The organism is Enterobacter pseudoroggenkampii, assembly GCF_026420145.1.
In the GTDB taxonomy this organism is placed as follows: Bacteria; Pseudomonadota; Gammaproteobacteria; order Enterobacterales; family Enterobacteriaceae; genus Enterobacter; species Enterobacter pseudoroggenkampii.
Genome location: NZ_JAPMLV010000002.1, coordinates 132483 through 146146, shown reverse-complemented (window position 1 = coordinate 146146; position 13664 = coordinate 132483). Strand labels below are relative to the sequence as shown.

Sequence of the window (13664 nt, the reverse complement as noted above, 5' to 3'; positions counted from 1 at the left end):
GGTGGGTTGCGTCACACTGTATTTATGCGTTCCGATTAGCGAGCAGGATCAATATGCGTCATCACGTTCAGCACATTGAATTTTTGCATCACGTTGTTTCTGGCATTGACGGCAATCTGATGCCCTTCTTTTACGCTTAATTCGCCGTTAACTTCCAGATGGACATCGACAAGGGCTAAATCGCCCATTTTACGGGTTTTTAAATCATGGAGTCCGGTAACACCCTCGGTTGAGAGAAGACACATTTTGATATCGTGCTCCAGCTCGGGTTCAAGCGAACGGTCCATCAGGTCGTGCAGGGCATCGGCAGAGAATTTGTAACCCATATGGGCGATAAATATCCCAACAATCAGGGCCGCAATCAGGTCCATCGCGTGAAAACCCACTAAATTCCCGGCAATACCGATGGCGACAACCACTGACGAGGCTGCGTCAGAGCGGGCATGCCAGGCATTGGCTATCAGCAGAGAGGACTGAATACGTTTTCCCGTGGCATACATGTATCTGAAAAGGCTTTCCTTCACCACCAGCGCCAGTATCGCCACCCACAGAGCGGCCCCTTTCACTAGCTGATGCGTCTCGGGGTGAAGCAGTTTATTCCCTGCGGACCAGAGCATTCCGACTCCCACAAGCAGCAGAATAGCGCCAATAATGAGCTTTGCACCGTTTTCGAAACGCAGATGACCGTAATGATGATCGATATCAGAGGCTTTCTGACTCTTTTTATTTGCAATCAGAACGACAAAGTCAGAGGATAAATCGGAAAGAGAATGAATCCCATCAGAAATTAATCCCTGTGATCCGGAGAATATTCCTGCAACTATCTGAAAGCCGGTGAGTAAACTATTTGTTATCACGCTCACTATTGTGCATTTTTGTATTTCATGAGAACGGAGATGAGACTCATTGCTATTTTTCTTTTCCATGATAAGTTCCGCTACCAGCTGATTGAGCGATTATTCTGCTCAGGGAACATTAAATTGACATTAAATATAACGTTATTATTGGCTGGGTTTGCGAAGTATTTACAGATGGAAGATTGGCATTGGGATAAAACACGGCCTGCAGAGTACACTGCAGGCCGGAGGATTATTTCATAAATGCGGGTTGTTTTTGTTCGTACGTGGCAATCGCCGCTTCGTGCTGGAGAGTTAAACCAATGCTATCCAGACCGTTCAGCATGCAGTGACGGCGGAAGGCATCAATGCTGAAGCTGTAGGTCTTATCCCCGGCTTTCACCACTTCGGCTTCCAGATCCACTTCAAACGAAATGCCCGGATTCGCCTTAACCAGCGCGAACAATTCGTCGACCTGTTCATCGCTCAGCGTCACCGGCAGAAGCTGGTTGTTGAAGCTGTTGCCGTAGAAGATATCCGCGAAGCTTGGGGCAATGACCACCTTAAAGCCGTAGTCGGTGAGCGCCCACGGCGCGTGTTCACGGGATGAGCCGCAGCCAAAGTTTTCCCGCGCCAGCAAAATGGAGGCGCCTTTGTATTCCGGGAAGTTCAACACGAATTCCGGATTAGGCACTTCGCCCTTATCGTCGAGGAAACGCCAGTCGTTAAACAGGTGCGCGCCGAAACCGGTACGCGTCACCTTCTGCAGAAATTGTTTTGGAATAATAGCGTCAGTATCGACGTTAGCGGCGTCCAGCGGGACAACCCGGCCCGTATGTTGGGTAAATTTCTCTGCCATGATTGTCTCCTTATTTCAGGCTGCGAATATCGGCGAAATGGCCGGTGACTGCCGCAGCGGCGGCCATTGCCGGGCTGACCAGATGGGTGCGACCGCCGCGGCCCTGACGACCTTCAAAGTTACGGTTACTGGTGGAGGCGCAGCGCTCACCCGGATTCAGGCGGTCATTGTTCATCGCCAGACACATGGAGCAGCCAGGCAGACGCCACTCGAAGCCCGCTTCGATAAAGATCTTATCCAGACCTTCGGCTTCCGCCTGGGCCTTCACCGGACCGGAGCCAGGAACCACCAGCGCCTGCACGCCTGGTGCCACTTTACGACCTTTGGCAATTTCGGCGGCGGCACGCAAATCTTCGATACGGGAGTTGGTGCAGGAGCCGATAAACACTTTATCAATGGCGACATCGGTCAACGGCACGCCGGGCTTCAGCCCCATATAGGCCAGCGCTTTTTCCGCACTGGCGCGCTCGACCGGATCGGCGAAGGAGGCCGGGTCAGGGATGCTGTCGTTGACGGAAATCACCTGACCCGGGTTGGTGCCCCAGGTCACCTGAGGCGCAATCTCTTCTGCCTGCAGCGTGACAACGGTATCAAACGTTGCCCCATCGTCGGTTGTCAGGGTTTTCCAGTAGGCTACCGCGTCGTCAAAATCCTGACCTTTCGGCGCGTGCAGACGACCCTTCACATAGTTGAAGGTGGTTTCGTCCGGCGCGACCAGCCCGGCTTTTGCGCCCATCTCAATGGCCATGTTGCACAGGGTCATGCGACCTTCCATACTCAGTGCCTGAATAGCGTCGCCGCAGAACTCAACGACGTGGCCGGTACCGCCTGCGCTGCCGGTTTTACCGATGATGGCCAGCACGATGTCTTTCGCGGTAATGCCAGGTGCCGCTTTACCCTTCACCTCAATCTTCATGGTTTTGGCGCGGCCCTGCTTCAGGGTCTGCGTTGCCAGCACATGTTCCACTTCGGACGTGCCAATCCCGAATGCCAGAGCGCCAAACGCGCCGTGGGTCGCGGTATGGGAGTCACCGCAGACGATGGTCATGCCCGGCAGGGTGATCCCTTGCTCAGGCCCCATCACGTGGACGATGCCCTGATACGGATGGTTCAGGTCGTACAGCTCAACGCCAAATTCATTGCAGTTCTTAATCAGCTCCTGCATCTGGATACGGGCCATCTCACCCGAGGCGTTAATGTCTTTGGTCTGGGTGGAAACGTTGTGATCCATCGTCGCGAAGGTTTTACCCGGCTGACGTACCGGACGCTTGTGCGCGCGCAGGCCGTCAAATGCCTGAGGTGAGGTCACTTCGTGTACCAGATGACGGTCAATGTACAGCAGCGGGGTTTCGTTTGGTGCCTCGTAAACAACGTGCGCATCGAACAACTTTTCATATAACGTCTTAGCCATGATTACACCCCTTCAGCGACATAGCGGGCAATGATGTCGCCCATTTCATCGGTACTGACTGCCGCCGTGCCGCGTGCTAAATCGCCGGTACGGACGCCTTCTTCTAACGCCCGGTTAATGGCGTTCTCAATTGCGGTTGCCGCATCGCCTGCATCCAGGCTGTAGCGCAGCAGCAGGGCCAGAGAGAGGATCTGGGCGATCGGGTTGGCAATGTTCTTGCCTGCGATATCCGGCGCGGAGCCGCCCGCAGGCTCATACAGGCCAAAGCCTTCTTCATTCAGGCTTGCAGATGGCAGCATTCCCATGGAGCCGGTGATCATCGCGCACTCGTCAGAGAGAATATCGCCGAACAGGTTGGAGCACAGCAGCACGTCAAACTGGGACGGATCCTTAATCAGCTGCATGGTCGCGTTGTCGATGTACATGTGCGACAGCGCAACGTCCGGGTACTGCTTAGCGACTTCACTCACAATCTCGCGCCACAAAATGGAGGACTGCAGCACGTTCGCTTTATCAATGGAGGTCACCTTATGGCGGCGTTTGCGCGCCGACTCGAACGCGATGTGAGCGATACGTTCGATTTCGAAACGGTGATACACCTCGGTGTCGAACGCTTTCTCGTGTTGTCCGCTGCCTTCGCGCCCTTTTGGTTGACCAAAGTAGATCCCGCCGGTCAGTTCACGCACGCAGAGAATGTCGAAACCGTTGGCGGCGATATCCGCGCGCAGCGGGCAGAACTCTTCCAGACCCTGATACAGCTTCGCCGGACGCAGGTTGCTGAACAGCTTGAAATGTTTACGCAGCGGCAGCAGCGCGCCGCGCTCTGGCTGCTCTGCTGGCGGCAGGTGTTCCCATTTTGGGCCACCGACGGAACCAAACAGCACGGCATCGGCATTTTCGCAGCCTTCCACGGTCGCTTTCGGCAGTGGCGTCCCGTGGTTATCAATCGCAATACCGCCCACGTCGTAGTGGCTGGTGGTGATTTTCATCGCAAAACGCACGCGAACGGCTTCCAGTACTTTCAGCGCCTGTGCCATCACTTCCGGACCAATACCGTCGCCCGGTAACACAGCAATATGGTAATTCTTCGACATTACACGGTTTCCTTGTTGTTCTCTTTATTCTGAGCTTTGCGTTGCAACTCTTTTTCGACTTCGGCGGCGCGCCAGATGTTGTTCAGAACATGCACCATCGCTTTCGCGGAGGATTCAACGATATCGGTCGCCAGGCCCACGCCATGGAAGCGGCGGCCATTGTGGGTAACAACAATGTCGACCTGACCCAGTGCATCTTTGCCGTGGCCCTTGGCCGTCAGGTCATACTTCACCAGCTCCACGTCGTACTCGGTGACGCGGTTAATCGCCTGGTAGATGGCATCGACAGGGCCGTTACCGTTCGCGGCCTCTGCTTTAATTTCATCACCGCAGGCCAGCTTGACCGAGGCGGTGGCGATGTTGCTGGAGCCGGACTGCACGTTGAAGTAATCCAGACGGAAGTGCTCTGGCTCTTCCTGCTGCTTGTTAATAAAGGCCAGCGCTTCCAGGTCGTAGTCGAACACCTGACCTTTTTTGTCGGCCAGCTTCAGGAACGCGTCGTACAGCTGATCCATGTTGTAATCGCTGTCCTTATAGCCCATCTCTTCCATACGGTGTTTAACCGCCGCGCGACCGGAACGGGAGGTCAGGTTCAGCTGCACCTGGTTCAGGCCGATGGATTCCGGGGTCATGATTTCGTAGTTTTCGCGGTTCTTCAGGACGCCATCCTGGTGAATACCGGAGGAGTGCGCGAAGGCGCCAGTGCCGACAATCGCTTTGTTAGCCGGAATGGGCATGTTGCAAATCTGGCTGACGGTCTGGCTGGTGCGCCAGATTTCGTTGTGATTGATGCGGGTATGCACGTCCATGATGTCTTTGCGCACTTTGATCGCCATGATCACTTCTTCCAGCGAACAGTTGCCCGCGCGTTCGCCGATACCGTTCATCGCACCTTCTACCTGACGCGCACCGGCGTGGACGGCGGCGATGGCATTACCCACGGCCAGACCCAAATCATCGTGGGTGTGGACGGAGATAATTGCCTTATCAATATTGGGTACGCGGTCGTACAGTCCGGTAATGATGTTGGAGAACTCAAACGGCATGGTGTAGCCGACGGTGTCAGGGATGTTGATGGTTTTCGCACCCGCGTTGATGGCGGCTTCCACGACGCGCGCCAGGTCTTCGATTGGCGTACGGCCCGCATCTTCACAGGAGAATTCAACGTCATCGGTGTAGTTGCGTGCGCGTTTCACCATATACACCGCGCGCTCAATCACTTCATCCAGCGTGCTGCGCAGCTTGGTGGCGATGTGCATAGGTGAGGTTGCAATAAAGGTGTGGATACGGAACGCTTCGGCCACTTTCAATGACTCGGCAGCAACGTCGATGTCTTTCTCTACGCAGCGCGCCAGGGCGCAAACGCGGCTGTTTTTAATGGTGCGGGCGATAGTCTGGACGGATTCGAAATCACCCGGAGACGAGACCGGGAAACCGACCTCCATCACGTCGACACCCATACGTTCGAGAGCCAGCGCGATCTGCAGTTTCTCTTTTACACTCAGGCTTGCCTGCAATGCCTGTTCACCGTCACGTAAAGTAGTATCGAAAATAATGACTTGCTGGCTCATGGGTTAGGTCCTTGTCAGTCTTAGGGCGCCTTGCTACGAGCATAAAAAAACCCGCGCAGTGGCGCGGGTTTTTAGTCTTACTGGTGACGATTCAACGCTGAATTTCGCCCGCCAGTCTACCGCGCACAGTGAATGCGTTTAGTAGTAGTAGACCGGTGAAACGAATGGTGCGAATCATGAATCGTGCTCCGTTAAATTCAATATGCTTTTAGTGGTACTGGATACGGCCGTTCATGTCAACCCCTGACGATGAAAACGGGCCCGACAGACGGAATCAGCAGGGTATTCACTTTAGCTAATTGTGCTGGTTTTAGCTTTCGCGACCCGACTAATTGTCTAATTTTGGACTTAAGAAAAGAGTTGCAGAAACAAATAAATATAATTGTTTAAAAATGAGTGAAATGTCCTGAAGAGAATGCGTTGTGATTAAAAGGTTTTAATATCATTAAGTTATAAATGCAGTGAATCTGTTCCATAATGCTGAAAAGCGAACAGATATAACAGGTTGTTAACTAACTGTAGGGCGATAGCAATAACAGTTTAATAATACTTAAGTCATCATTAACCTGATGGCAATTGTATATTTGTTTGGTTTATGGTTTCATTCAAATCCTAAAGTCAAACATATCATTTGCGCTCATTAATTTTCGTTATTATAGAGTCTTTATATATTCCGAATTTTAAATAATTCTCTTTTGCTGATCGTATTTGCATGGTAAATCATATTTTCGAGATGATTACCGTACGTGAGCAAAGGGAGTGTAGCGTGACAGTGGAGTCAGAAGTGTCAGAAAATAATATTAAAAAACCTCAAGCTACTGATGGGATTAAACCGCAGTTACGCACGGTGGATCTTAATCTTCTGACGGTGTTTGATGCTGTCATGCAGGAACAGAATATTACCCGCGCGGCCCAGGCCTTGGGGATGTCACAACCTGCTGTGAGTAATGCCGTTGCCAGGCTTAAGGTCATGTTTAACGACGAATTGTTTGTTCGTTACGGAAGAGGGATCCAGCCTACGGCGCGCGCATTCCAGCTGTTCGGCTCCATCCGCCAGGCGTTGCAGTTGGTACAAAACGAGCTGCCGGGCTCGGGCTTTGAACCCTTAAGCAGCGAGCGCGTATTCCATCTTTGCGTCTGTAGCCCATTAGATAATTATTTAACGTCGATTATTTATAATAAAGTTGAAGAGATCGCACCAAATATCAATCTGGTTTTTAAATCATCCCTGAATCAAAACACGGAACATCAGTTACGCTATCAGGAGATCGAATTCGTTCTGGGGTATGAAGAGTTCCGTCGTCCAGAATTTTCCTGTGTGCCGCTGTTTAAAGATGAAATGGTTCTGGTCGCCAGTAAAAAACATCCGCGCCTGAATTCTCCGCTGCTAGAAAGCGATGTTTATAACGAGCAGCACGCCGTTGTTGCACTCGACAGATATGCTTCCTTTAGCCTGCCGTGGTATGACACTGCGGATAAACAGTCGAGCGTGGCCTATCAGGGCATGGCCATGGTTAGCGTATTAAACGTGGTCTCCCAGACGCAACTGGTGGCGATTGCGCCGCGCTGGCTGGCAGAAGAGTTTTCTGACCCGTTAAACCTGCAAATTTTACCTCTGCCGCTCAAGCTAAATAGCCGTACCTGTTATCTTTCCTGGCATGAAGCGGCGGGTCGGGATAAAGGGCATCAGTGGATGGAAGAGTTGCTGGTTGGCATCTGTCGCCGGTAAGCGCATCAGGATAAATCGCATCGGTTTATGTGATTTATCCTGAGTTCTTTTAGATAATTGCTATTTTATTCTGTGGTGCTTTTTTTCGGGCTGCTCTCCGGCACGCAAAAATAGATGATTTCCTGCATTGTCGCGCTTTTCAGCGATGATTTATCACCCCATCCTCTATTCCCAGAGGAATTAACCATATCTCCTGTTAACGCCTGCTTTTTCTGCTTTACGCGCCGTTTATCTACCCGGGTTTGCTAATTGCCTGCCTCATAACGAGCGGTTAAGGTAAAGAACACTCTGCAAAATATAAGATTGGTTTATCCCAATCGTAAGACGGTGCGGAAATGAATTCGGCAGTCCGTCTATAACAAAATGCCTGGAGGCAAAGCATGGAGATGTTGTCTGGCGCGGAAATGGTCGTTCGGTCGCTGATCGATCAGGGCGTAAAGCAAGTGTTCGGCTACCCTGGCGGTGCGGTCCTCGATATTTATGATGCGCTGCATACGGTAGGGGGCATTGACCATGTTCTGGTACGTCACGAGCAGGCGGCGGTGCACATGGCTGACGGCCTGGCGCGTGCGACGGGTGAAGTGGGCGTGGTGTTAGTCACGTCCGGCCCCGGCGCGACAAACGCCATTACCGGCATTGCGACGGCCTATATGGACTCTATCCCGCTGGTGATCCTCTCCGGGCAGGTGGCAACCTCACTGATTGGCTACGATGCTTTTCAGGAGTGCGACATGGTCGGGATTTCGCGTCCCGTTGTGAAGCACAGCTTCCTGGTCAAGCAAACAGAAGACATTCCCGGCGTACTGAAAAAAGCCTTCTGGCTGGCAGCAAGCGGACGCCCGGGACCGGTGGTGGTCGATCTGCCTAAAGATATCCTGAACCCGGCAAACAAGCTGCCTTATGTCTGGCCGGAATCGGTCAGCATGCGCTCTTATAACCCAACAACGCAGGGGCATAAAGGTCAGATCAAGCGGGCATTGCAAACGCTGCTGGCAGCCAAAAAACCGGTGGTCTATGTCGGTGGCGGGGCGATCAACTCTGCCTGCGAAGTCCAGCTCCGTGAACTGATTGAAAAACTTAACCTGCCAGTTGCATCGTCATTGATGGGGCTGGGGGCATTCCCTGCCACCCATCGTCAGGCGCTGGGGATGCTGGGTATGCACGGTACCTATGAAGCCAACATGACGATGCATCATTCCGATGTCATCTTTGCCGTCGGCGTGCGCTTTGACGATCGCACCACCAACAACCTGGCAAAGTATTGCCCGAACGCCACCGTGCTGCACATTGATATCGATCCTACGTCAATTTCAAAAACAGTGGCGGCTGATGTGCCGATCGTCGGTGATGCTCGTCAGGTTCTGGAGCAAATGCTGGACCTGCTGACCCAGGAGAGTGCAACCCAGCCGCTGGATGAGATCCGCGACTGGTGGCAGCAGATTGAACAGTGGCGCGCGCGTCAGTGCCTGAAATATGACACGCAAAGCGAAAGCAATAAGCCGCAGGCGGTCATCGAAGCGGTGTGGCGACTGACGAAAGGTGAAGCGTACGTAACCTCAGACGTAGGGCAGCACCAGATGTTTGCCGCCCTGTATTACCCGTTTGATAAACCGCGACACTGGATCAACTCCGGTGGTTTAGGAACCATGGGCTTTGGTCTGCCTGCCGCGCTGGGCGTGAAGCTGGCGTTGCCGAATGAAACCGTCGTCTGCGTGACCGGTGATGGCAGTATTCAGATGAACATTCAGGAGCTGTCTACCGCGCTGCAATATGAACTGCCGGTACTGGTGCTGAACCTGAATAACGGGTATCTCGGTATGGTGAAGCAGTGGCAGGATATGATCTACTCTGGCCGTCATTCTCAGTCATACATGAAATCGCTGCCGGACTTTGTTCGTCTTGCTGAAGCTTACGGCCATGTAGGCATGCGGGTAACCGATCCGGCTGAGCTGGAAGCGAAGCTCGCGCAAGCGCTTGAGCACGTTAAAAACAACCGCCTCGTCTTTATGGATGTGATTGTTGATGGGACCGAACACGTTTATCCGATGCATATTCGTGGTGGTGGTATGGATGAAATGTGGTTAAGCAAAACGGAGAGAACCTGATATGCGCCGGATATTATCTGTTTTACTGGAAAACGAGTCTGGCGCACTGTCGCGCGTCATTGGTCTTTTTGCGCAGCGCGGCTATAACATTGAAAGCCTGACCGTTGCCCCGACGGAAGACCCGACGCTGTCGCGCATGACGATCCAAACCGTCGGCGATGCCAAAGTGCTTGAGCAGATTGAGAAACAGCTGCATAAGCTGGTTGATGTGCTGCGCGTGAGCGAGCTGGGGCAGGGGGCCTACGTTGAACGAGAGGTCATGCTGGTGAAAATCCAGGCCAGCGGCTACGGGCGTGAAGAAGTTAAACGCAATGCGGATATTTTCCGCGGACAGATTATTGACGTCACCCCTTCTCTTTATACGGTTCAGCTGGTTGGGACAAGCGACAAGCTGGATGCTTTCCTGGCGTCAGTGCGGGATGTCGCAAAAATTGTCGAGGTCGCGAGATCGGGTGTAGTCGGTCTGTCACGCGGCGAGAAAATCATGCGTTAGTTGTCAAAAAGGTTCGCCTCTTTCTGCCCGGTCACCAAAGCCGGGCTTTTTTTTGCGTAATCAGCCGACAACGCAGATAAAAGCGGTTGCCGCGAAGGCTTTTCTGCGTTTAGATGTTAAAAGATTTAACCATAACCTTGACAGGGCCATGGACTCTTTTCTTTTTTTAAGGGGCAATTGTGAAACTGGATGAAATCGCCCGGCTAGCCGGCGTGTCACGAACAACGGCCAGCTATGTGATTAACGGTAAAGCAAAGCAGTACCGTGTTAGCGACAAGACCGTTGAAAAAGTTATGGCGGTGGTTCGTGAGCATAACTACCATCCGAATGCTGTCGCAGCCGGTCTGCGTGCCGGGCGTACCCGCTCTATTGGTCTGGTGATCCCTGACCTGGAAAACACCAGCTATACCCGTATCGCCAACTATCTTGAACGTCAGGCGCGTCAGCGCGGCTATCAGTTGCTGATTGCCTGCTCAGAAGACCAGCCCGATAACGAGATGCGCTGCATTGAGCATCTGCTCCAGCGTCAGGTGGATGCCATTATCGTGTCGACCTCCTTGCCGCCAGAGCATCCGTTCTACCAGCGCTGGGCGAATGACCCGTTCCCAATTGTGGCGCTGGATCGCGCGCTCGATCGCGAGCATTTCACCAGCGTGGTGGGTGCGGATCAGGATGATGCAGAAATGCTGGCCGCAGAGTTGAGAACGTTCCCCGCGGAAACGGTGCTGTATCTTGGCGCGTTGCCCGAGCTTTCCGTGAGCTTCCTGCGTGAGCAGGGATTCAGAACCGCCTGGAAAGACGATCCGCGCGAGGTTCACTACCTCTATGCCAACAGCTACGAGCGTGAAGCCGCCGCGCAGCTGTTCGAGAAATGGCTGGAAACGCATCCGATGCCTCAGGCGTTGTTCACCACGTCGTTTGCGCTGTTGCAGGGCGTCATGGACGTGACCTTACGCCGGGAAGGTAAACTGCCCTCCGACCTGGCGATTGCCACGTTCGGGGATAACGAGCTGCTCGACTTCCTCCAGTGCCCGGTGCTGGCGGTAGCACAGCGTCACCGCGATGTGGCTGAACGCGTGCTGGAGATTGTGCTGGCAAGCCTGGATGAGCCGCGCAAGCCGAAACCGGGCCTGACGCGTATCAAACGTAATCTCTACCATCGCGGAATTTTAAGCCGCCAAAAATGAAAATGACCGGGGCGGCGAAATCTGCCCCCTTTTGTTGCGATAATTCGTGCAGATAATTCCCGGAGAGAAATTAGGATAATTCTTGAGGGATCCTAATCACCTATTTTTCTTAATTCATTCTGGCTTTTAAATTGTCTTTTTAAGAACGTCCGGTCGATTTTAAACGGCATTCTTTGTATTATTTTGTTACAAACCCTTTTCGGTCGATGAATAATCAGACGTTTTTCCTCCTCCTTTGCCAGCTTACGTGGCAACCGCTGAGCTTACCGAGTGCCTGGGTGAATCTGGCGCTGTTATCCCCTGAGAATCTGTCATAAAATGCTGCCCGCGTCGCAAACTGACACTTTATATTTATCTGCGATGATATTGAGTGAGCTTTAACGCTAGTGTGCATATTCGGTTTTTTTCTTACAAATATTCATAACGTTAATTTTGCCTCGCCAGTTGTGCAGTTATTAACCAGGACTGTTTATCTCTGTAAATAGAGGGCTTCCGAGTCCTTATATGGAGAGTCCTGGCTTGACAAGCTTTTCCCTCGCTCCGTAAACTCCTTTAGGTGGGAATTTGTGGGTTAAAGTGGTGAGGAGGGGTGAGACTGGCATGTTCCGTGGAGCTACGTTAGTCAATCTCGACAGCAAAGGGCGTTTATCGGTACCAACCCGATACCGCGACCAGCTGATTGAGAACGCTGCGGGTCAAATGGTTTGCACCATTGACATTAACTCCCCCTGCCTGCTGCTTTACCCCTTGCCTGAATGGGAAATTATTGAGCAAAAGCTGTCGCGACTGTCGAGCATGAACCCGCAGGAACGCCGCGTACAGCGGCTGTTATTGGGACATGCCAGTGAATGTCAGATGGATAACGCAGGGCGATTACTGATTGCCCCTGTGTTGCGGCAACATGCCGGTCTGACCAAAGAAGTGATGCTGGTCGGGCAGTTCAACAAGTTTGAACTGTGGGATGAAACGACCTGGTATCAACAGGTCAAGGAAGATATCGACGCTGAGCAGTCTGATTCCGCGACATTATCGGAACGGCTGCAGGACTTGTCTCTATAAATATGATGGAAAATTATAAACATAAAACGGTGTTACTGGACGAGGCCGTAAACGGCCTGAATATTCGTCCGGATGGCATCTACATTGATGGCACGTTTGGTCGCGGTGGTCACTCACGTTTGATTCTCTCCCAGCTTGGAGAGGAAGGACGTCTGCTGGCAATCGATCGCGATCCGCAGGCTATTGCCGTTGCACAGACCATCAATGACCCACGCTTTTCCATCGTGCATGGACCTTTCTCTGCGCTCGCGGATTATGTCGCTGAACGCGGCCTGACGGGCAAGATCGACGGGATTCTTCTCGATCTTGGCGTCTCTTCACCCCAACTTGATGATGCTGAACGTGGTTTCTCCTTTATGCGTGATGGTCCGCTGGACATGCGGATGGACCCGACGCGCGGTCAGTCTGCCGCTGAGTGGCTACAGACCGCTGACGAAGCCGATATTGCATGGGTCATCAAAACGTTCGGCGAAGAGCGCTTTGGCAAACGTATTGCGCGCGCCATCGTCGAGCGCAATCGCATTGAGCCAATGACCCGCACTAAAGAGTTGGCCGAAGTGATCGCGGCGGCGACACCGGTGAAGGATAAGCACAAACATCCCGCGACTCGTACCTTCCAGGCGGTTCGCATCTGGGTAAACAGTGAACTGGAGGAAATAGAGCTGGCGCTAAAAAGCTCGCTCGACGTGCTGGCCCCGGGTGGGCGGTTATCCATCATCAGCTTCCATTCGCTGGAAGACCGTATTGTGAAACGCTTCATGCGTGAACAAAGCCGCGGTCCGCAGGTGCCAGCGGGGCTGCCGATGACGGAAGAACAACTCAGGAAGCTGGGTGGCCGTCAGTTGCGAGCATTAGGCAAGTTGATGCCGGGCGAAGAAGAAGTGGCAGAGAATCCACGCGCCCGTAGTTCAGTGCTGCGTGTTGCAGAGAGGACGAACGCATGATCGGCAGAGTGACAGAGACCCTAAGCAAAGTTAAGGATTCGTTAGGAAGCAACGAGCGCCATGCCTTGCCTGGCGTGATCGGCGACGATCTTTTGCGGTTTGGGAAACTGCCACTCTGTCTGTTCATTTGCATCATTGTCACGGCAGTTACGGTGGTGACCACCGCCCACCATACACGTTTATTGACTGCGCAACGCGAGCAGATGGTACTGGAACGCGATGCGCTGGATATTGAATGGCGAAATCTGATCCTTGAAGAAAACGCGCTCGGCGATCATAGCCGGGTTGAACGGATCGCAACGGAAAAGCTGCAGCTGCAGCATGTTGATCCTTCGCAGGAAAATATCGTAGTACAAAAATAAGGGAAAACGCGACG

General features: G+C 52.8%; 13 protein-coding genes. 7 read left to right on the top strand and 6 right to left on the bottom strand.

Annotation, left to right across the window (positions count from 1 at the left end; translation table 11 throughout):
- Nucleotides 1–35: 35 nt before the first annotated feature.
- From OTG14_RS13895 to leuL, 6 genes are all read right to left on the bottom strand, one after another.
- On the bottom strand, nt 36–926 hold the full coding sequence (locus OTG14_RS13895; RefSeq protein WP_267215252.1) for a cation diffusion facilitator family transporter: 891 nt from the start codon (nt 924–926) through the stop codon (nt 36–38).
- A gap of 163 nt (nt 927–1089) precedes the next feature.
- Nucleotides 1090–1695 carry a 3-isopropylmalate dehydratase small subunit gene (gene leuD / locus OTG14_RS13890; protein ID WP_048989656.1) on the bottom strand — a complete coding sequence of 202 codons (606 nt, stop codon included), beginning with the start codon at nt 1693–1695 and terminating at the stop codon, nt 1090–1092.
- Between the two features lie 10 nt (nt 1696–1705).
- Entirely contained in the window at nt 1706–3106 is a 1401-nt protein-coding gene (leuC, locus tag OTG14_RS13885) for a 3-isopropylmalate dehydratase large subunit (protein WP_032649821.1), read from the bottom strand.
- 2 nt (nt 3107–3108) lie between these two features.
- On the bottom strand, nt 3109–4200 hold the full coding sequence (gene leuB / locus OTG14_RS13880; protein WP_063143340.1) for a 3-isopropylmalate dehydrogenase: 1092 nt from the start codon (nt 4198–4200) through the stop codon (nt 3109–3111).
- The gene (gene leuA / locus OTG14_RS13875) at nt 4200–5771 is read right to left on the bottom strand and encodes a 2-isopropylmalate synthase (protein ID WP_024907451.1); all 1572 of its coding nucleotides are present in this window, start codon (nt 5769–5771) and stop codon (nt 4200–4202) included. The genes leuB and leuA overlap by 1 nt, the downstream gene beginning before the upstream one ends.
- 91 nt (nt 5772–5862) lie before the next feature.
- The gene (gene leuL / locus OTG14_RS23840) at nt 5863–5949 is read right to left on the bottom strand and encodes a leu operon leader peptide (protein ID WP_071787438.1); all 87 of its coding nucleotides are present in this window, start codon (nt 5947–5949) and stop codon (nt 5863–5865) included.
- Between the two features lie 606 nt (nt 5950–6555).
- Between leuL and leuO the strand changes: the two genes are divergently transcribed.
- The 7 genes from leuO to ftsL all read left to right on the top strand — a co-directional run bounded on the left by leuO (nt 6556) and on the right by ftsL (nt 13650).
- Complete coding sequence (leuO, locus tag OTG14_RS13870) at nt 6556–7500, top strand: transcriptional regulator LeuO (RefSeq protein WP_267215336.1); 945 nt, start codon at nt 6556–6558, stop codon at nt 7498–7500.
- 380 nt (nt 7501–7880) lie between these two features.
- Nucleotides 7881–9605, top strand: a complete 1725-nt coding sequence (ilvI, locus tag OTG14_RS13865; RefSeq protein WP_267215251.1) for an acetolactate synthase 3 large subunit — start codon at nt 7881–7883, stop codon at nt 9603–9605.
- Nucleotide 9606: 1 nt separating this feature from the next.
- Nucleotides 9607–10098, top strand: a complete 492-nt coding sequence (ilvN, locus tag OTG14_RS13860) for an acetolactate synthase small subunit (protein WP_008501994.1) — start codon at nt 9607–9609, stop codon at nt 10096–10098.
- A 179-nt stretch (nt 10099–10277) separates the two neighbouring features.
- Nucleotides 10278–11285, top strand: coding sequence for a catabolite repressor/activator (gene cra / locus OTG14_RS13855; RefSeq protein ID WP_008501993.1), 1008 nt, complete (start codon nt 10278–10280; stop codon nt 11283–11285).
- A gap of 600 nt (nt 11286–11885) precedes the next feature.
- Nucleotides 11886–12344, top strand: coding sequence for a division/cell wall cluster transcriptional repressor MraZ (mraZ, locus tag OTG14_RS13850; protein ID WP_021240528.1), 459 nt, complete (start codon nt 11886–11888; stop codon nt 12342–12344).
- A 2-nt stretch (nt 12345–12346) separates the two neighbouring features.
- Nucleotides 12347–13288, top strand: coding sequence for a 16S rRNA (cytosine(1402)-N(4))-methyltransferase RsmH (gene rsmH / locus OTG14_RS13845; RefSeq protein ID WP_021240527.1), 942 nt, complete (start codon nt 12347–12349; stop codon nt 13286–13288).
- Nucleotides 13285–13650 carry a cell division protein FtsL gene (ftsL, locus tag OTG14_RS13840; protein WP_008501989.1) on the top strand — a complete coding sequence of 122 codons (366 nt, stop codon included), beginning with the start codon at nt 13285–13287 and terminating at the stop codon, nt 13648–13650. The genes rsmH and ftsL overlap by 4 nt, the downstream gene beginning before the upstream one ends.
- The last annotated feature ends 14 nt before the right edge of the window (nt 13651–13664 follow it).